At 71.8% G+C, this 17,824-nt stretch carries 21 protein-coding genes and 1 pseudogene; 5 read left to right on the forward strand and 17 right to left on the reverse strand.

The features are described from left to right. Positions 1-156 precede the first annotated feature (156 nt). From AC5PYY_RS03010 to AC5PYY_RS03025, 4 genes are all read right to left on the reverse strand, one after another. Complete coding sequence (locus tag AC5PYY_RS03010; protein WP_493898328.1) at positions 157-396, reverse strand: MoaD/ThiS family protein; 240 nt, start codon at positions 394-396, stop codon at positions 157-159. A 69-nt stretch (positions 397-465) separates the two neighbouring features. Beyond that, positions 466-990 (reverse strand): GNAT family N-acetyltransferase, encoded by a 525-nt coding sequence (locus tag AC5PYY_RS03015; RefSeq protein ID WP_493898329.1) that lies wholly within the window; start codon positions 988-990, stop codon positions 466-468. A gap of 116 nt (positions 991-1,106) precedes the next feature. Continuing rightward, positions 1,107-1,337, reverse strand: coding sequence for a hypothetical protein (locus AC5PYY_RS03020; RefSeq protein ID WP_493898330.1), 231 nt, complete (start codon positions 1,335-1,337; stop codon positions 1,107-1,109). Then, the gene (locus tag AC5PYY_RS03025; RefSeq protein WP_493898331.1) at positions 1,334-1,705 is read right to left on the reverse strand and encodes a hypothetical protein; all 372 of its coding nucleotides are present in this window, start codon (positions 1,703-1,705) and stop codon (positions 1,334-1,336) included. The genes AC5PYY_RS03020 and AC5PYY_RS03025 overlap by 4 nt, the downstream gene beginning before the upstream one ends. 35 nt (positions 1,706-1,740) lie before the next feature. Between AC5PYY_RS03025 and AC5PYY_RS03030 the strand changes: the two are divergent. Beyond that, positions 1,741-1,785, forward strand: a pseudogene (locus AC5PYY_RS03030) (hypothetical protein); the annotation flags it as partial. Positions 1,786-1,790: 5 nt separating this feature from the next. On the opposite strand, the gene AC5PYY_RS03035 reads toward AC5PYY_RS03030, so the two are convergent. Continuing rightward, the gene (locus tag AC5PYY_RS03035; RefSeq protein ID WP_493899408.1) at positions 1,791-1,949 is read right to left on the reverse strand and encodes a hypothetical protein; all 159 of its coding nucleotides are present in this window, start codon (positions 1,947-1,949) and stop codon (positions 1,791-1,793) included. 169 nt (positions 1,950-2,118) lie between these two features. Between AC5PYY_RS03035 and AC5PYY_RS03040 the strand changes: the two genes are divergently transcribed. After that, positions 2,119-2,253, forward strand: a complete 135-nt coding sequence (locus AC5PYY_RS03040; RefSeq protein WP_493898332.1) for a hypothetical protein — start codon at positions 2,119-2,121, stop codon at positions 2,251-2,253. Here the strand turns inward: AC5PYY_RS03040 and mobA are convergent. The 3 genes from mobA to AC5PYY_RS03055 are packed head-to-tail and all read right to left on the reverse strand — an operon-like array spanning position 2,250 to position 5,081. Beyond that, positions 2,250-2,915, reverse strand: coding sequence for a molybdenum cofactor guanylyltransferase (mobA, locus tag AC5PYY_RS03045; protein WP_493898333.1), 666 nt, complete (start codon positions 2,913-2,915; stop codon positions 2,250-2,252). The genes AC5PYY_RS03040 and mobA overlap by 4 nt on opposite strands. Beyond that, the gene (locus AC5PYY_RS03050) at positions 2,915-4,156 is read right to left on the reverse strand and encodes a ThiF family adenylyltransferase (protein ID WP_493898334.1); all 1,242 of its coding nucleotides are present in this window, start codon (positions 4,154-4,156) and stop codon (positions 2,915-2,917) included. The genes mobA and AC5PYY_RS03050 overlap by 1 nt, the downstream gene beginning before the upstream one ends. A 58-nt stretch (positions 4,157-4,214) precedes the next feature. Beyond that, positions 4,215-5,081, reverse strand: coding sequence for a glycosyltransferase family 2 protein (locus AC5PYY_RS03055; protein WP_493898335.1), 867 nt, complete (start codon positions 5,079-5,081; stop codon positions 4,215-4,217). 121 nt (positions 5,082-5,202) lie between these two features. Between AC5PYY_RS03055 and AC5PYY_RS03060 the strand changes: the two genes are divergently transcribed. After that, entirely contained in the window at positions 5,203-5,910 is a 708-nt protein-coding gene (locus AC5PYY_RS03060) for a response regulator transcription factor (RefSeq protein WP_493898336.1), read from the forward strand. A 6-nt stretch (positions 5,911-5,916) separates the two neighbouring features. Here the strand turns inward: AC5PYY_RS03060 and AC5PYY_RS03065 are convergent, their stop codons facing one another. After that, entirely contained in the window at positions 5,917-7,656 is a 1,740-nt protein-coding gene (locus tag AC5PYY_RS03065) for an alpha-amylase family glycosyl hydrolase (protein ID WP_493898337.1), read from the reverse strand. A gap of 134 nt (positions 7,657-7,790) precedes the next feature. Between AC5PYY_RS03065 and AC5PYY_RS03070 the strand changes: the two genes are divergently transcribed. After that, positions 7,791-8,855 (forward strand): GNAT family N-acetyltransferase, encoded by a 1,065-nt coding sequence (locus AC5PYY_RS03070; protein WP_493898338.1) that lies wholly within the window; start codon positions 7,791-7,793, stop codon positions 8,853-8,855. Between the two features lie 32 nt (positions 8,856-8,887). Here the strand turns inward: AC5PYY_RS03070 and AC5PYY_RS03075 are convergent, their stop codons facing one another. Further along, entirely contained in the window at positions 8,888-9,355 is a 468-nt protein-coding gene (locus tag AC5PYY_RS03075; RefSeq protein ID WP_493898339.1) for a VOC family protein, read from the reverse strand. 137 nt (positions 9,356-9,492) lie between these two features. Between AC5PYY_RS03075 and AC5PYY_RS03080 the strand changes: the two genes are divergently transcribed. Continuing rightward, a complete protein-coding gene (locus AC5PYY_RS03080; protein WP_493898340.1) occupies positions 9,493-10,713 on the forward strand; it encodes a multidrug effflux MFS transporter in 1,221 nt (406 codons plus the stop codon). 58 nt (positions 10,714-10,771) lie between these two features. Here the strand turns inward: AC5PYY_RS03080 and AC5PYY_RS03085 are convergent, their stop codons facing one another. The 7 genes from AC5PYY_RS03085 to AC5PYY_RS03115 all read right to left on the reverse strand — a co-directional run bounded on the left by AC5PYY_RS03085 (position 10,772) and on the right by AC5PYY_RS03115 (position 17,821). Further along, positions 10,772-11,053, reverse strand: coding sequence for a formate dehydrogenase subunit delta (locus tag AC5PYY_RS03085; protein WP_493898341.1), 282 nt, complete (start codon positions 11,051-11,053; stop codon positions 10,772-10,774). Then, complete coding sequence (gene fdhF / locus AC5PYY_RS03090; RefSeq protein WP_493898342.1) at positions 11,050-13,998, reverse strand: formate dehydrogenase subunit alpha; 2,949 nt, start codon at positions 13,996-13,998, stop codon at positions 11,050-11,052. The genes AC5PYY_RS03085 and fdhF overlap by 4 nt, the downstream gene beginning before the upstream one ends. After that, complete coding sequence (locus AC5PYY_RS03095; protein ID WP_493898343.1) at positions 13,995-15,590, reverse strand: NADH-ubiquinone oxidoreductase-F iron-sulfur binding region domain-containing protein; 1,596 nt, start codon at positions 15,588-15,590, stop codon at positions 13,995-13,997. The genes fdhF and AC5PYY_RS03095 overlap by 4 nt, the downstream gene beginning before the upstream one ends. Beyond that, positions 15,587-16,069 carry an NADH-quinone oxidoreductase subunit NuoE family protein gene (locus AC5PYY_RS03100; protein ID WP_493898344.1) on the reverse strand — a complete coding sequence of 161 codons (483 nt, stop codon included), beginning with the start codon at positions 16,067-16,069 and terminating at the stop codon, positions 15,587-15,589. Before AC5PYY_RS03100 ends, AC5PYY_RS03095 begins: the two co-directional genes overlap by 4 nt. 273 nt (positions 16,070-16,342) lie before the next feature. Then, positions 16,343-16,636, reverse strand: coding sequence for a hypothetical protein (locus tag AC5PYY_RS03105; RefSeq protein WP_493898345.1), 294 nt, complete (start codon positions 16,634-16,636; stop codon positions 16,343-16,345). 94 nt (positions 16,637-16,730) lie between these two features. Then, positions 16,731-17,549 carry an MOSC domain-containing protein gene (locus tag AC5PYY_RS03110; protein WP_493898346.1) on the reverse strand — a complete coding sequence of 273 codons (819 nt, stop codon included), beginning with the start codon at positions 17,547-17,549 and terminating at the stop codon, positions 16,731-16,733. Between the two features lie 26 nt (positions 17,550-17,575). After that, positions 17,576-17,821, reverse strand: coding sequence for a Txe/YoeB family addiction module toxin (locus AC5PYY_RS03115; protein WP_493899315.1), 246 nt, complete (start codon positions 17,819-17,821; stop codon positions 17,576-17,578). Positions 17,822-17,824 lie beyond the last annotated feature (3 nt).

Genomic DNA, 17,824 nt, shown 5'->3' on the forward strand with positions numbered 1-17,824 from the left:
CATACGAGCGCGATGCTGCGCACGTATGAGCCTCAGTCAAACTGCCGGAACCGCTCGTGTCAAGAGCATGAAGCCGAGTCAAGGGCGTCTCGCGCGGTGGCGGGTCGGGCGTCGCGGCAGGTCTGACCTGCGTCGTCGTGGCCCGCCGCCGTCGCCTCAGCCCCCGGCGAAGGGCGGGAGCACGTCGAGCACGGCATCGTGCGCGAGGGCGAGCTCCGGATCGGAGACGTACTGCCCCTCGTGCAGGACCGAGCTCCGCTCCAGCACGCGGGTCAGCTCGGCCCCGTGCCGCGCGCGTAGGTCAGCCAGGAGCGTCCCCAGGTCGTCGGCCTCGACGCCCTCGCTGTCGGTGCCGGCGGCCTCGGCGGCCGCGGCGAAGTACCTCACCGTCGCCATGGCCTCAGTGTCGCACGCGGGGCAGACACGCGCGGCCGGGCCGACCGTGACTCGCTGGTCGAGCCCCACTCATCGCGTGAGGTGGCGGACCCGGCGGTGCTCCAGGAGGGGGTTGTCGGGGTCGTAGCGGTCGTCGTGCTTGACCTGGCCGTCGCCGATCCAGCCGTGCCGCTCGTAGAACCCGGCAGCGCGCTCGTTGCCGTCGAGCACCCAGAGGTGAGCGGCGGCATACCCGAAGGAGCGCAGCCGCTCCTCGACGGCGGTGATGAGCAGGTGCCCGACACCGGTGGACCAGCGACCGGGCAGCACGTAGAGGCCGTAGAGCTCGCCGTCGCCGGGGCGGTCCTCGGACCTGGTCAGCCCGGCGACGGCCCAGCCCACGATCTCGCCGTCTTCCTGCGCCAGGAGCTCGACGTCGTGCGGGTGCGCGTGGCGCTCGTCCCAGCGCTCGCGTCGCCGGGCGGCCTCGCGGACCGGGTCGAGAGCGTCCAGCATCCCCTGCGGCATCAGACCGGGGTATGCCGCGCGCCACCCGGCGACCCGGATCGTCGAGATCGCGAGGGTGTCGTCGGGCGTGGCGTCCCGGAGGTGCATGGCGTCAGCCTGACACAGCGCCCGCGAGGCGCGAGACCCATGGCGCCTTCGCGGACTCGTGCGCGGAGAGAGCCGCCCACAAGACCACCAGGACGCCACGAGTCCGGGGCGGTGGATCAGTGCGACGACGTGCGGCGCGGCACGAGCGCGAGACCGGCGCCGACGACGAGCCATGCGCCCAGGACCAGGACCGGGCCCCACGCCCCCGCCCCGTCGCAGAAGGACGTCGACCGCAGCAGCGAGCCGGCCGCCCCGGGGGGCAGCAGCTGGCCCAGCGCGCCCCATCCGGCCGGCAGCATCTCCGGCGCGCTGGTCACGCCGGACAGCGGGTTGCCCAGGAGCATCATGACCGCCGCGCCCAGGCCGATCCGACCGTGCCGAGGACCCGGTGCAGTCCGACCAGGCTCGCGCCGATGGCGGCGATGCCGAGCGCCACGGATCCCGAATTGGCCCAGTAGCTGCCGGTCAGCGCGCCGAGCCAGCCCTGCAGGATCGCGGTGATCAGCAGTCCGCCGAGGACCGCGATCGAGCCGACCGCCGCGAGCCGCTGCCACGGGCCGTGCAGCGCGAGCGCCGAGGCGATGCCGGACGCCATACCTCCGAGGAGGATGGGGAAGAGCGAGGTGGCCAGGCCGACCCCTCGCGGGTCGTCCTCGGGCAGCGGCGCGAGCTCGGTGACGACCAACGGGCCGCCCGCCTCGGCCGGGACGGCCACCGCGACCTGGGTCAGGGAGGCGGCGACCGCGGAGGATGGCCGACGTCATCGAGGCCAGCGGGCTGTCCGCAGGAGCGGTCTACGGCTACTTCACGAGCAAGGACGACCTCATCCTGCGCTCGCCGACACCGCCATCAGCCAGATCGAGCCGGCCTTCGCCGCGTTGGTCGAGCAGGATCCGCTCCCGGACGTCGCCGAGGTCATCGGCCTCCTGACCGGCGGCATCGAGCTGGTCGGAGGGCACCAGCCGGACCTGACGAAGGTGGCCGTGTCAGCCTGGGCCGAGGCGGTCCGCAACCCCGCGGTGGGCGCCCTCTCCGAGCGCTTCCTGCGCATCAGGGAGCACCTGGTGGCCTATCTCAGGCGGCTGCAGGACGCCGGTCGACTGGACCCGGAGGCCGATCCGGTGGTCGGTGGCGCAGGCGACCTTCGGCACCATCCCCGGCTTCGTGCTGCAGCGGCTGGTCATCGGCGACGTGTCGTCAGCGTCCTACAGCGCCGGCTTCGCCGCCCTCGTCGGCCATCGGCCGGTGGCCACCGACTCCTAGCGGCGGCGGCGATGGGCAGCCAGATCAGCCCATGTGTCGATGTCGCCCACGTGCTCGCGTCCGTCCTCGACCTCTCGCCAGCGCAGGTCGCAGACCAGGTCGCGCACCGAGGTATGCCGCTCCCCAGCCGGTCGGCGGCGCGCAAGCCGCGCCCGAGCCGCCTCGAGCGCGACGCGTCGATAGATCGCGAGGAGCCACTGGCGCTGGCCGTCGTCGTCGACGTGGCACAGCGCGTCGGGGGCTCTGGGTGCCTCCCTGTCGGGGTCACCGGGGCGATCGGCCAGCGCCCGACGCAGGGCGGCCAGTGCGGCAGCCGCTCCTGGCTGGTCGACGGCCGCGACCGCGACCCAGGCCGGTTCGTTCCCGCCCGCACCCGGCGCGGCCGGGGACGGCATACCGGAGAGCGCGTCCAGACCGGCACCGATCCCGGCGGCCGGACCACCACCGGGGGGGTCCTCCACCACGCGCGGGACGCGCTCCGGCACCGGGGTGTCACCGACGACCACGACCCGGCCGCCCAGGTCAGCCGCCAGGACCCGGTCGAGCAGCGACCGACCTGCGACCACGAGCGCGGCCTTGTCCTGCCCACCCAACCGCTCGGCGCGCCCCCCGGCGAGCACGATCAGGTCGATGGGCGGCAGCTCTGGACCCTGGTCGGCCATCAGTAGCTCGGCAGGCTCGGGTCCACCTGCTCGATCCAGCCGAGGATCCCGCCGGTCATGACGCTGACGTCCGGGCGCCCGAGGCGCACCAGGTGCGCGGCCGCGCGCTGCGCCCGCGGCCCAGCCTTGCAGTAGACGACGACCGGGCCCTTCGGAAGATGGTGGTCGAGGTCCTCCCAGCTGAGCACCTCGCCGACCGGGACGAGCAGGGCCCCGGGGAGGGTGCCGAGCTCGTGCTCGGCCGGCTCGCGCACGTCGAGGAGCGTCGGAGGAGCCACCACGGGCGACGTCCGGTCGCCGCTGGAGCCACCACTCGCGACGCCCGGTGGGGGTGAGGAGCGACCCTTCGCGCCGCCCGGTGGGTCTGCGGGGGCCAGCTCTCGGATCAGCGCGTCGACCTCCCGCGGCGACACCTCCGGCAGCGGCACGATCTCACGCACGGACTCGCGCTCCACCGGCTCGACCACGGCGCCGACCGGCCGTAGCGGGATCTCCCGGGTCCGCTGCGACAGCGCGTCGACGAGCAGCACGCGACCCACGAGCGGCTCGCCGAAGCCGCACACGAGCTTGACCACCTCGGCCGCCATGATCGAGCCGACCTGCCCGACGAGCGCCCCCAGCACCCCTGCCTCGGAGCAGCTCGGCACGTCCTCCGGCCGAGGCGGCACGGGGAAGAGATCCCGTAGCGACACCGCATCATCGACCCCCGGCACGAAGGTCGACAGCTGCGCGTCGAAGCGCAGCACCGCTGCCCACACCAACGGCACCCCGAGCTCGACGCAGGCGTCCGAGACGGCATACCGCGTGGGGAAGTTGTCGGCGCCGTCCACGACGACGTCATGCCCGCCCAGCAGCGCACGGGCGTTGTCGGCGTCGATCCGGGTATGCCGCACGTCCACGGCGACGTCCGGGTTCAGCCCGCGCACGAAGGCTGCGGCGGACTCCCCCTTGGCGTTCCCGACGGCGTCGGTGCGGTGGATCACCTGGCGCTGCAGGTTGGTCACGTCGACGTCGTCGTCGTCGATCACCGTCAGGTGACCCACGCCGGCGGCGGCGAGATAGGACAGGACCGGGCTGCCGAGGCCGCCCGCCCCCACGACCGCCACCCGGGCGGCCAGGAGCCGGCGCTGCGCCTCGATCCCCATGCCCGGCACGAGGAGGTGCCGCGAGTAGCGGGACATCTGCTCGGGAGTCAACGCCGGCAGGCCCTCCGACGCGACGAGCGGTGACAGCGGGGTCATGGCTACAGTCTGCCTCGCGCCGCGCCGGGGCGAGGCGCTGCCCCGCCCAGCGTGCGGCTCAGCTCCCCGGGTGCGCGACCAAGCGACCTGCGGCGTCGCGGGCGAGATGACCCTCGCCCACCAGCCGCGTCAGCCACGGGTCACCGGGCTCGGCGCCCCAGCGCTCACGCCATACCTTCGCGTGGGCGAGCGCCGCGCGCACCTCTTCCTCCGGGCGGGGCGCCTCACCGGGCTGCCGGTAGGCCTCGGCGCCCCCCACCCAGGCCATCGAGCCCCCGGCCCGGGCGACGACGGTGGCGAAGTCCGCGGCCTCCAGGCCGCGACCCGCGTAGTCCTCGACGAACCCCCCGGTCGCGGCGAAGTCGGCGGCGCTCATCGCGAAGCTCGCCGGGGAGAAGAGATGCCAGCGGGGCTCGACCCGGATCTGCCCCGGGGACAGGGCGGGCGCCCCGGGCGCCCGGCGGGCGAGCTCGTGCAGGCGCCGCAGCGAGTAGCCGACGGCGGGGTTCTCCAGCGGAGGCAGATCGAGGACGGCGCCGGTCCAGATCACCGGGGCGGTGGGAGTCTCCTCCCCGGCGCCCTGGGTGACGACCTCGGCATAGCGCTCCAACGTCCGCGGCCCAGGGATGACCGCCGCGTCGAGGAAGATGAGCACGTCGGCTCCCTCGTCGACCGCGAGCGAGGCCGCGAGGTTGCGGGCGGCGGCGTAGGGCAGGGCGCGCCGGTCGGTCTGGACCGGCTTGACGATGGTGCGCCACCGGTCCGTGCCGAGCGGCAGCCGGCCGCGGGTGAGGTCACGGTCGCCCATCGAGATGACCACGTGCAGGTGAGGTGGTGCGGTGCCGACCGAGAGTCCGTCGACCTGGCCGAGAAGGTGGTCGTGATGCGCACGCGTCATGGTGAGCACAGCGATCGTCCCAGGCACGGGGTGCACCATAAGCAGCAAGCGTAGCGACCTGCCACATCCTTTGGGGTGGTTTCATCGTCATCCATCCTGGGCCGGTTCGGGAGGCTTCGAGCCTGCGACGGGCGTAGTCTGTCGCCCCATGAGCACCGCGTCACCCCTGCGCGTGGCACTCGTGAACGATTTCGAGGTCGTGGTCCGAGGGCTCCACGCGATGCTGGCACCGTTCAAGGACCGAGTGTCGATCGTCGAGCTCGGCGCCCAGGTCGAGGTCGAGCAGTCGGTCGACGTCACGCTCTACGACACCTTCTCCGAGCCGCAGGTCGACAGCGAGGAGATGGACGACGTCCTCGCCAGCGAGGAACCGGGCGTCGTGGTCGTCTACACCTGGAACGTCCAGCCCACCCTGGTCGAGATCGCGCTGGCCAAGGGCTGCCGCGGATACATCGGCAAGACCGTCGGCGGTGCCGAGCTGGTCACCGCCCTGGAGCGGGTCGCCTCCGGAGAGGTCGTCGTCGCGCCGGCGACCGGCAGCACCCCGGCCGAGCCGGGGCACGCGACCGGCGACTGGCCCGGGCGCAAGGAGGGGCTCTCGGCGCGGGAGGCCGAGATCATCACCCTCATCACGCAGGGGCTGACCAACAACGACATCGCCCTGCGCACGTATCTGTCGATCAACTCGGTCAAGACCTACATCCGCACGGCCTACCGCAAGATGGGGGTCACCCGGCGCTCGCAGGCGGTGCGCTGGGGGCTGGAGCACGGTATGACGCCGGACACCATGCGGGTGCGGCGCCCCACCGAGGAGAAGGCGCGGCAGTCGGTCCAGGAGTCGGAGCCGATCGGGTAGCAGCGGTCAGTCGAGGCCGAAGACCACGACGGAGTAGGGCCCGATGTCGAGGGTCCCGTGCCCGTCGGCGGCGTCGATCCCCGGCGTCGCGTGGTCGCCGAACAGCTGGCTGTAGGCCCGCGCGTCGCTGTTGAAGATGACCCGCCACTGCCCATCCGGGAGCTCGACCGGCCGCTGCGCGGCGTGCGAGCTGAGGTTGAGCGCCACCAGCGCGTGCTGCCCGTCGCCGGTGGAGCGGACGTAGGCCAGCAGGTTGGCGTCCTCGTCGACGGCGACGACGGTGGTGTGCGGGCCGGAGAGCCCGGCGGAGCGCCCGTCGGCGTTGCGGCGCAGCCGGATGAGGTCGCGGAACATCTGAGTGATGTCCCGGAAGGCCCAGGCCCGCTCCCAGTCCAGGGGCACGTTGTCGCGGAACCACTCGTCCTCGAGGAACTCCTGGCCCTGGAAGAGCATCGGCAGCCCCGGGGCGGTCAGCACGAGCGCGGCCCCGAGGGTGGCGCGCTTCTGGGCGTTCCACCCGCTCGGGTTGTCGCCCTCGACCTCGGAGGTGATCCGGGCCTTGCCGTTGGAGACCTCGTCGTGGGACTCGGTGTAGATGACCCGGTCGAAGGGGTGGTCGTATTCGTGCGTGATGGCCTTCGCGACGGCGTCCATGGAGCGGTGCGCGTCGTCGAGCGTGATCAGCGCCTCCCGCACCGGGTGCACGAACTGGTTGTCCCACTGCGCGTGCATCGCCGCGCCACCGGACGCGGTCGAGGTCACCGCGGCCACGCCGTGCAGGTCTTCGGCGATGACGAGGTGACGGGGGAACTCGGTGCGCACCATGTCGCCGATCCGGCGCATCATCTCCCACCCCTCGGGGATCTCGTCGCCATCAGTGCCGCCGACGCGGCGCATGTAGGGCGTCATGTCCAGCCGCAGACCGTCGGCGTGGTAGTCGCGCAGCCACATCCGGGCGTTGTCGAGGATGAAGTCGCGCACCTCCTGGCGGCCGTAGTCCGGGCGGGTGTCGCCCCAGGGAGTCTCCGAGCGGTGGTCGTTGTAGAAGTAGATCCCGCCCTTGCCGTTCTCCGACCAGCCGTCGAACTGCCAGGTCGGCAGGTCGGACGGGCCGAAGTGGTTGTAGACGACGTCGATGTAGACCGCGAGGCCGCGCTGGTGCGCCTCCCGCACGAAGGTCTTGAGCGCCTCGGGGCCGCCGTAGCTGGACTCGACGGCAAAGATGTGGGCGGGGTTGTAGCCCCAGGAGTAGTCGCCCGCGAACTCCATGAGCGGCATCAGCTCGATGGCGTTGACGCCGAGCCCGACGAGGTAGTCCAGCTTGCCCATGAGGTCGCCGAGGTTGGCGGGACGACCGTCCTCGGTGGCGACGAAGGACCCGATGTGGGTCTCGTAGATCACCGTCTCGTGCTGCCGTGGCGGGGTGAAGTCGTCGCCCTCCCAGTCGAAGGCGGCGTGGTCGTAGAGCAGCCCGTTGCCGACCGAGGTGGTGACGGCCAGCGCCCTGGGGTCGATCCGGTGGACCGTGTGCTCGCCGTTGCTGACGAGCAGCTGGTACTCCTGCCACATCTGCGCGCCCGGCACCTCGACATACCAGTGACCGTTGCCCTCGGACTCCATCCCGTGGGCCTCGGGATTCCACCCGTTGAAGTCGCCGACCACACTCACCGCGGTCGCGTTCGGTGCCCAGACGCGGAAGGCGTAGCCACCCTCGATCGGGATGGCTCCCATGCCGGCGACGCTCACGGACTCTCCTTGCTGCTGGGGGTCATGACAAAGGGCGCGGCAGCTCAGCCGGCCGCGCCCTCGCGCCCCCATGCTACCGGCCGGTCGCGAAACCGGGTGGCCGACGGGTGGTCGGCACAGGCACGCTCTGCGGTATGCCGCTTCGCGCCGAGACCGTCCCCGTCCCCGACGACCCCGCCCACCCGCACCCGTGGCTGGGCGCGGTGGTCGAGGTCGAGCGGGCGCACCACCAGCAGCTCTTCGGCCACGACGACCTGGTCGACCCGGTCGAGTCGGTGGCCACGGCCTACACCTGGCAGGACACCAGCCGCCGGGTGCGCCTGGTCGCCCTCGACGGCGACGCCGTCGTCGGGGCCGCGCACACCTGGATGCCGTTGCGGGACAACCGGACCCTGGGCTACTTCCTCGCCAACTACCGACCCGGCAGCGAGGAGTCGGCGGTCTACGACGTGCTCTGGGCGGCGGCCGAGCCACTCCTGGCCGCAGCCGAGCGCACCTCGATCCACTGCTGGGCGAGTCACCCGCCGGTCGTGGCCGGGGAGCGTCAGGTGGAGCCGCGCAGCGGCGCCGGGGCGCTCGCCGAGGACGAGCGTGCGCGGTGGCTGGCCGCCCACGGCTTCGTCCTGGAGCAGGTGGAGCGCTACAGCGTGCTCACCGTCGACGGGCAGGCCCAGGAGCGCGCGAGGCAGGTCCTGGGTCGCCGGCCGGGCGACGGCACGGACGACCTGCTCCGCACCTGGGTCGGCGCGACACCGGCCGAGCTGCGGCCGGGCATGGCGGCGCTGCGCTCCCGGATGAGCGTGGACACGCCCGCCGCCGACCTCGACCACGAGGAGGAGGTCTGGGACGTCGAGCAGGTCGCGCAGCGGGACCATCGGATGGACGCGGCAGGGCGGGACGTCGTCACGACGGTCGCCCTGCACGACGGCGAGCCGGTGGCCTATACCGAGATCTCGGTGCCACGGGGCCGACCGGTGGCCGCCTTCCAGGACGACACCCTCGTGCACGGCGAGCACCGGGGCCGCCGCCTCGGCGCGGCAGTCAAGGCCGCGAACCTGCTGGCACTGCATACCCACGCGCCGACGGTGGAGCGGATCCACACCTGGAACGCCGAGGAGAACGCGCACATGCTCGCCATCAACGACGAGCTGGGCTTCCGCGCCGCAGGGGTCCAGGGCGGGTGGCAGCTGCGCCGCTGAGCCGATCGGCCGCGGCCCCTACTGCTGCTCCGCTACATGACGACGAAAGCCGCGCCCTGTGGATCCATGACGGTGGCGAATCGCCCGACGCCGGCCATGTCCATCGGGCCCTGCACGAGCGTCCCGCCCAGCTCGCCGACCCGAGCCACGCTCGCGTCGGCGTCGTCCACCATGAAGTAGACGGCCCAGTAGCTCGGGATCTTGGCCGGCACGTCCGGCGGCATCTCCATGAGCCCGCCCAGGCCACCGTCGTCACCGCCGCGGATGACGTGGTAGGTGCCGAAGGGCATCGGAGCGGTCTGCTCGTAGTCCCAGCCGAAGACCTCCGTGTAGAAGGACGTCGCCGCCTCCAGGTCGCGGGAGAGCAGCTCGTTCCACGACCAGGTGTGGTCTCCGTGCAGACGTCGGCGCCGCGGTGGGAGCCGGCCCGCCAGGCGCTGATCGCGGCTCCGGCAGGGTCGGCGAAGATCGCCATGCGGCCGACGTCCATGACGTCCCACGTCGGCATGAGCATGGTCCCGCCCGCCGGCTCGACCTTCGCCATCGTGGCATCGAGGTCGTCGGTCGCGACATAGGTGCTCCAGACCGGCGGCATACCGGACACAGACGTCCAGACCCCCGCGGCTACCGTGGACCCGTGAAGTCCCGTCCCCCCGAGCAGCCGACCAGCGCGGCGCCGGCCCGGGCGACATTCGTGCTGACGTTCACGCTCGCCAGCCTGGCGATGATCGGGCCGTTCACCATCGACACGGTCTTCCCCGGTTTCGAGGCGATCGGGCGTGATTTCGACGTCGACGCCGCCGGGCTGCAGCAGATCACCAGCGTCTACCTGCTCACCTTCGCCGTGATGAGCGTCTTCCACGGGCCGCTGTCGGACGCGCTCGGTCGCAAGCGGGTGATGATCACCGGCCTCCTCGGGTATGCCGTGGCCTCTGTGCTCTGCGCCCTCGCCCCGAGCATGGGGGTGCTGCTCGCGGGGCGCGCGATCCAGGGCGTCTTCGCCGGGGCGGCGACCATCGTCAGCCGAGCGGTGATCCGCGACCTCTTCTCCGGAGCCGAGGCGCAGCGGCTCATGGCTCAGGTGATGATGATCTTCGCGATCGCGCCCGCCATCGCGCCGGTCATCGGCGGCGAGATCCTGCGCTTCGGCCCCTGGCACTGGATCTTCTGGTTCGTCGCGGGCTACGGCATCCTCGCGGCGGTGCTCACGGCCGTGGTGCTGCCGGAGACGCTGCCGCCCGCCGACCGGCAGCCCGTGCGGGTCGGGTCCATCCTGGGCGGGCTGTGGCAGGTGGCCCGGTCGTGGCGCTTCGAGCGGCTCGCCTTCTGCTCGGCCTTCACCTTCTCGGCCTACTTCCTCTACGTCGTCGCCGCGCCGATCATCGTCGTCGACCTGCTGGGCCGCGGTGAGCAGGACTTCTGGATCCTCTTCGTGCCGATGATCGGCGGCATGGTCGTGGGCTCGCTGCTGACCAGGCGGCTCGCGGGCCGGATGCCGACCGAGACGCTGCTGGACCGCACCATGGCCGGGCTGCTCGCCGCCGCCGCGGTCAACGTCGTGCTGTGCCTCGTCGCCCCGTCGCTCCCGTGGGTGCTCATCGGGCCGGCCGCGATGGGCGTCGCCCTCGGCATCGCCTTCCCGGTGCAGCAGCTGGCGCTCCTCGACCTCTTCCCGCACCATCGCGGCTCGGCCGCGTCGATGGCGTCCTTCGCCTCGCTGCTCTTCAACGCGCTGCTGGCCGGGGCGATCTCGCCGCTGGTGACGGGGAGCCTGCTCAGCACCGCGGTGACCAGCGCTGCCTTCGCCCTGCTCGGCACAGCACTGTGGGTCTGGCACCGCCGCGACCCCGCCACCTGACCTTTTCGACCACCGCTTCTCGCGCCATGGCAGCACAAGCCGTGGTCGAATTCTTCGGTCAGCCGCCGGACGGCTCGGCCACCTCGCCGCGGTCGATCTCGCCCCGGCGGTAGAGCTCGACGCCGGCGCGCAGCAGGTCGTCCATCTCCTCGCCCCGCTCGACGCGCGCCACGATGCTGCGGCGCATCCGCGGGGGCCAGAACTTGCGCAGGTGCGTCGCGATCTCCTCGGCGCCCCGCTCGGTCGGGTGGTGCGCCATCGCGCGGGCGATGTCCTCACCCATGCGCAGGTCGGCCGGCTGGTGCTGCCGCTGCTCGGCGTCCACGTCGTCGTCGCTCACGGGACGGGCACGGCAGCGCTGTTGGCGACGCCCACCTGCACGGCCGTCACCTTGTATTCCGGACAGTTGGTGGCCCAGTCGGAGTTCTCGGTCGTCACGACGTTGGCGCCGGTCACCGGGTGGTGGAAGGTCGTGTAGACCACGCCCGGTTGCATCCGGGTCGACACCTCGGCGGTGAGCGTCGTGACCCCCACCCGGCTGGCGAGCTCGACCGTGTCACCCGTCGAGATCCCGCGCATCTCGGCGTCCGCCGGGTGGATCTCGAGGATGTCCTCGGGGTGCCAGGAGGAGTTCGCGGTGCGCCGGGTCTGCGCGCCGACGTTGTACTGGGAGAGGATCCGCCCGGTCGTGAGGATGAGCGGGAAGCGCCGGTTGGTCGTCTCGGTCGTCGGCACGAAGACGGTCGGGATGAGCTTGCCCTTGCCGCGCACGAAGGAGTCGACGTGCATCGTCGGTGTGCCCTGCGGCGCCGTGTCGTTGACCGGCCACTGCATCGAGCCCTCGGCGTCGAGCCGCGCGAAGCTGACCCCCGCGAAGGTCGGCGTCGTCGCCGCGATCTCGTCCATGATCGCGGAGGCGGAGGCATACTCCATCGGGTAGCCCATCGCCGTGGCGATCTCGCAGACCACCTGCCACTCGTCCTTGCCGACCTTGCTCGGCGTCACCGGCCGCACCCGACCCAGCCGCCGCTCGGCGTTGGTGAAGGTGCCGTCCTTCTCGAGGAAGCTGGACCCGGGGAGGAAGACGTGGGCGTAGCGCGCGGTCTCGTTGAGGAAGAGGTCCTGGACGACCACCATCTCCATGCTGGTCAGCGCCGCGCGGACGTGCTGGAGGTTGGGGTCGGACTGGGCGATGTCCTCGCCGTGCACGAAGAGCCCCTTGAAGCTGCCGCCGATCGCGGCGTCGAACATGTTGGGGATCCGCAGGCCCGGCTCCGGGTCGAGCGTGACACCCCAGAGGTCCTCGTAGATCGAGCGCGCGTCCGGCAGCGAGATGTGGCGGTAGCCGGGCAGCTCGTGCGGGAAGGAGCCCATGTCGCAGCTGCCCTGCACGTTGTTCTGCCCGCGCAGCGGGTTCACGCCCACGCCGGCGCGCCCGATGTTGCCGGTGACCATCGCCAGGTTGGCCATGCCCATGACCATCGTCGAGCCCTGGCTGTGCTCGGTGACGCCGAGGCCGTAGTAGATCGAGCCGTTGCCCGCGTCGGCGTAGAGCCGGGCGGCGGCGCGGACCTGCTCGGGGTCGAGACCGGTCGCCTCCGCGGTCGCCTCCGGGCTGTTCTCGGGGGCGCGGATGAAGTCGAGGTAGGCCTCGACGTCCTCGCACCGCTCCTCCAGAAAACCCTTGTCGTGCAGACCTTCGGTCACGATCGTGTGCGCCATCGCGTTGACGAAGGCGACGTTGGAGCCGGGCAGGAGGGGCAGGTGGTATGCCGCTTCCACGTGCGGGGAACGCACGAGCCCGATCTGGCGCGGGTCGGCGACGATGATCTGCGCGCCCTCGCGCAGCCGCTGCTTCATCCGCGAGGCGAAGACGGGGTGGGCGTCGGTCGGGTTGGCCCCGATGAGCAGCACCACGTCGGTGTCCTCGACCGACGCGAAGTCCTGGGTGCCGGCCGAGGTGCCGAAGGTCTGGTTGAGGCCGTAGCCGGTGGGGCTGTGGCAGACCCGGGCGCAGGTGTCGACGTTGTTGTTGCCGAAGGCCGCGCGCACCATCTTCTGGACGACGTAGACCTCCTCGTTGGTGCAGCGGGAGGACGAGATCCCTCCGATGGAGCCGACGCCGTGCTGGTCCTGGATGGCCCGGAAGCCGTCGGCGACCCGCTGGATCGCCTCCTCCCACGAGACGACCTGCCAGTCGTCCTCGATCGAGTCGCGGACCATGGGCGACATCTGCCGGTCCTCGTGGTGGGTGTAGCCGTAGGCGAAGCGGCCCTTGACGCAGGAGTGCCCCTCGTTGGCCTTGCCCGCCTTGAGCGGCATCATCCGCACGACCTCGGTCGTCGTCTCGCCGGTGACCTCGTCGCGGGTGTCCGTGACCTCGGCGCGGAAGGAGCAGCCGACGCCGCAGTAGGCGCAGGTGGTCTCGACGACGCGCTTCGGCATACCGAGGGAGATCACCGACTTCTCGGTGAGCGCGTCGGTCGGGCAGGCCTGCACGCAGGCGCCGCAGGAGACGCACTCGGAGGCGAAGAAGTCGGTCGGCCCGGGGACGATCCGCGAGTCCGGGCCGCGACCCTCGACGGTGAGCGCGAAGGTGCCCTGGATGTCCGAGCAGGCGCGCACGCAGCGCGAGCAGGCGATGCAGGCGTCGGGCTCGTAGGCGAAGTAGGGGTTGGAGGTGTCGCGCTCGCCGCGCGGCAGCGGGGCGTCGAGGCCGTAGCGCACCTCGGCGACCCCGGTCTGGCGGGCCAGCGCCGCGATCTGGCAGGTGCCGCGGGCGCAGCCGGCGCAGTCGCTCGGGTGGTCGGAGAGATAGAGCTCCATGACCCCGGCGCGCACCTTCCGGACCTCGTCGGTGTCCGTCCGGACCACCGCGCCGTCAGCGCACGGCGTCGTGCACGACGCGGGCTTGACGCCGTTCTTCGTGCCCTCCACGTCGACCAGGCACAGGCGGCACGACCCGAAGGCCTTGAGCGAGTCGGTGGCGCACAGGCTGGGGATCTCGACGCCCGCCTCGCGGGCTGCGCGCATGACCGACGTGCCCTGGGGCACGGTGACCTCGCGGCCGTCGATGGTCAGGGTGACCGTCTCGTCGTCGCTCACCTCCTTGCTCACCGCTGGGGTGCCGAAGTCGGGCTCGGGCTGGTATGCCGCTCCCCGCGGGTCGAGCGGGGAGTCGAGCTGGTCTCCACCCTGCCCGTCGCGACTGACAGACCCGAGCCGGCTGGCGATCTGCTCCGCGGTCGGGACGGCGGGGGTGGGCGCTTCTGGGGTGAGCGTCATGCGGTGCTCCGTTCGAAGTCCTCCGGGAAGTGGGTGAGCGCGCTGCGCACCGGCATCGGCGTGAGCCCGCCCATGGCGCAGAGCGAGCCGGTGGCCATGGTGGTGCAGAGGTCGTCGAGGACGAGCCGGAGCTGGGTCCGCTCCCCCGGATCGGTGGCGCCGCGCAACCGGTCGATCGTCTCGACCCCGCGGCTGGAGCCGACCCGGCAGGGGGTGCACTTGCCGCACGACTCCTTGGCGCAGAACTCCATGGCGAAGCGGGCCATCCGCCCCATGTCGACGGTGTCGTCGAAGACGACGACGCCGCCGTGCCCCAGCATCCCGCCGGCCTCGGCGAGCTCCTCGTAGCCCATCGGCACATCGAGTCGGTCGGCGGGGAGATAGGCGCCCAGCGGCCCGCCCACCTGGACGGCGCGGACCGGCCGGCCGGAGCGGGTGCCGCCGCCGATGTCCTCGACGAGCTCGCGCAGCGTGATCCCCAGCGGCGCCTCGTAGACACCGCCGCGGGCGATGTTGCCGGCGAGCTGGAAGGTCTGGGTGCCGCGCGAGCGCCCGACGCCGCGAGCGGCATACGCCTCGGCTCCGTCGGCGAGGATCATGGGGATCGCGGCGAAGGACAGCAGGTTGTTGACCACGGTGGGGCTGCCCCACAGGCCCTGCAGCGCGGGGATCGGCGGCTTGGCACGCACCTCGCCGCGGCGCCCCTCGAGGGACTCCAGCATGGAGGTCTCCTCGCCGCAGATGTAGGCACCGGCGCCGACCCGCACCTGGAGCCGGAAGGCCCGCCCGCTGCCCGCGACGTCGCCACCGAGATAACCATGCTCGGCCGCGACCGCGATGGCGTCGCGGAGCTTGGCGATGGCGTCGGGGTACTCGCTGCGGCAGTAGATGTAGCCCTCGGTCGCGCCCACCGTGACGGCGGCGATGACCATGCCCTCGATCAGGGTGAACGGGTCGGCCTCGGCGAGGATCCGGTCGGCGAAGGTGCCCGAGTCGCCCTCGTCGAGGTTGCACGCGACGAACTTCTGATCGCTCTCGGCCTCGAGCACGGTGCGCCACTTGATCCCGGACGGGAAGCCCGCGCCGCCCCGTCCGCGAAGCCCGGAGGTGACGACCTCCTCGACGACGTCGGCCGGGTCGAGCTCGAGGGCGCGGCGCAGCCCCACCCAGCCGCCCTGGGCCTCGTAGGCGCTGATATCGGTCGGCTCGGCGAGCCCGATCCGGGCCAGGCTCACCCGGTCCTGCGCGGTGAGCCACGGGTCGTCGTCGACCACCCCCAGATACTCCACCGGGCGTCGCGCAGGGTTGCTCTCAGCCCCACCGGACGTCGCCTGTGGTGGCTCACCGGCGAGCATCCCGGCCTCGACCAGCTGCGGTATGCCGTCCGCGGTCACGTTGGCATAGCCCACGCGCCCCCGGTCGGTCTCGACCTCGACGAGCGGCTCGCGCCAGAGCATGCCCCGCGTGCCGTTGCGGCGCACGGTCACGCCGTCGACCTGCGCCAGGGCGGCGGCCACCTCGTCCGCGCCGACCGCTCGGGCGGACGAATCCTGCGGCACCCACACGACACACTCGCGGCTGCTTCCGGTCATCGGTCCCAGCCTGACTCTGCGGCGGCGAGGTCGTCAATGCTGACGCGCGCGCGCAGGGTCCCGTCGATGCTCGCGCTCGGCCCGAGCGCGCAGTTGCCGAAGCAGAAGACCTCACGCACCTCGACGTCCTCGCGGCCGTCGAACCGCTCCTGCGCCGCGGTGAACAGGCCGGCGGCGCCGACCGCCTGGCAGGCCTCGGCACGGCATACCTGGATGCTGTGGTCGGGCGCGGGCGCGCGCCGGAAGTCGTGGTAGAAGCTCACGGTGCCATGCACCTCGGCCACCGAGAGGTTGAGCACGTCGGCGATCTGGACGACGTCCTCGTCGGCGACGAAGCCGTGCTCGGCCTGCACCGCGTGCAGGATCTCCAGCACCGGCCCCCGTTCCCCGACATAACGGGTCGCGATCTCCCGGGTGATCTCCGCCCGGGCCGACCTGGGTGTCAGCTCATCCGTCTGCTGCCGACCAGCACGCGCCACGTCGCGCCCTCCCGTCGTTGGGTGATGCCCCCAACTCTACGTCGCGTCACCGACCACGGCGATCCGCGGCACCAGGTCGACGGAGCCCTGTTGGTTCGCCTGGCCCCCGGAAGGACCGCCGTGCCCTGTGCTTGCAGCCGCCTCGGGCGATTGACCATCGCGCCTGGCGCGTTCCTCGATAGCGTCCACGATCTCCATGGGGACGGTCGGCACCCTCGGCAATGCGGGTTGGCCTCGCTCTCGCGCTCGGCGAGGTCTTAGCCCACTTCCGCCTCAACGGCAACAGATCCGTGGCAGGCTGCGGCTGACCGACTCATCGCCCAGAGGGCAACCGCCCATGACCGACCACACCGTGCCCGAGCCCGTCGCCTCCTTCATCGAGGCGGTCAACGCCCACGACGAGCAGCGCTTCCTCGACGCCTTCACGTCCGACGGTGCCGTCGACGACTGGGGCTCGACGCACGCCAACGGCCGGTCCGCCTTCACCTTCGACGTCGCGGGTGACCAGATCGCGAAGATGACGATTCGGGAGGGCTGGATCTCCGGAGAGGATCGGTGCACCTGCACTTATCCTCCACCGGCGACGAGGGCCCGACCGGAGAGGATCGGTGCACCTGCACCGATCCTCACCAAGAGCCGGGTGGCAGGGGCCAACTCTCCGTCAGCCGCCATCGACGGCGTCACCCACCGCGATCTCGGCAGCCCCGTCCCCCAGCCCGACGGGCACGAGCCGGATGCCGAACCACGTGTTGCCGTCCCACCTCCGGTGCTTCGCGAGGGTCCGGATCGGTTCTTTCCCGGTATGCAGTGTCTCGAGGTCGATGGTCGTCATCACGCAGCGGTCGCAGAGTTCGGTGCGGCGGTAGCGGACGTCGCCGATCGTCACGAACTCCCACTCGTCCTCCGCGAACGGCTCGGCGCTCTGGCCGTCGATGACGACATTGGCCCGGAAGCGCGACATGGGCACCGGCTCCCGGCCCTCCTCGAGGATCCAGTCGCTGAGCCTGGTGAGCGAGGCCTCGCTGGTCAGCAGGATTGGCCCGGTATCGGCGAACGACAGTGACTCACCCTCCTCGCCCCCGTGGGCGCCGGAGATCCGACGCAGGGTGGGGTCCTCCTGCCAGACGAGCCGCACCCCGCGCCTCACCTTCGTGGAGATCCACTCGCTCACGTCCTCGTCCGCCGGCGGGGCAAATCCTTGCCGCGAGTGGCCGACCGGCACGACCGGCACACCCAGCGGCGTCTCCACCAGGATCGAGTCGCCGTCCCGCGCGGCGATCCGGATCGTCTCCTCATCGACCTGCGTGGCGGTCAGCCCCAGCAGCTCATGGCAGTCGCGCGCCGTGACCGGGAAACCGTCCGGGCCGACCACGCCCCAGCGCCGATCCCCCTCGAGCCCCCATGGCTCCACGACCGAGCGCTCGACCCGCTCCCCGCCGAAGGACTTGACGGGATACCTCCACAGCTCGGTCACACGCATACCTCAGCCTGTCACGGCACGAGGGGTCAGCGGCCGTAGTGGTAGCGGCACGCCGCGACCCGCACCTCCTCCGCCGCCACTTTGTAGACCAATCTGTGCTCGTCGGTGATCCGACGTGACCAGTAGCCGGCGAAGTCATGCTGCAGAGGTTCTGGCTTGCCCATCCCCTCGTTGCCGTTGCGCAGCATGTCCTTGATCAGCACGTTGACGCGCTTGAGAACCTTGCGATCCTGCGTCTGCCCCGGCTGATCGCGCCCAGCGCGGACGGGCAGTCG

The organism is Serinicoccus sp. JS2-9, from assembly GCF_059025165.1.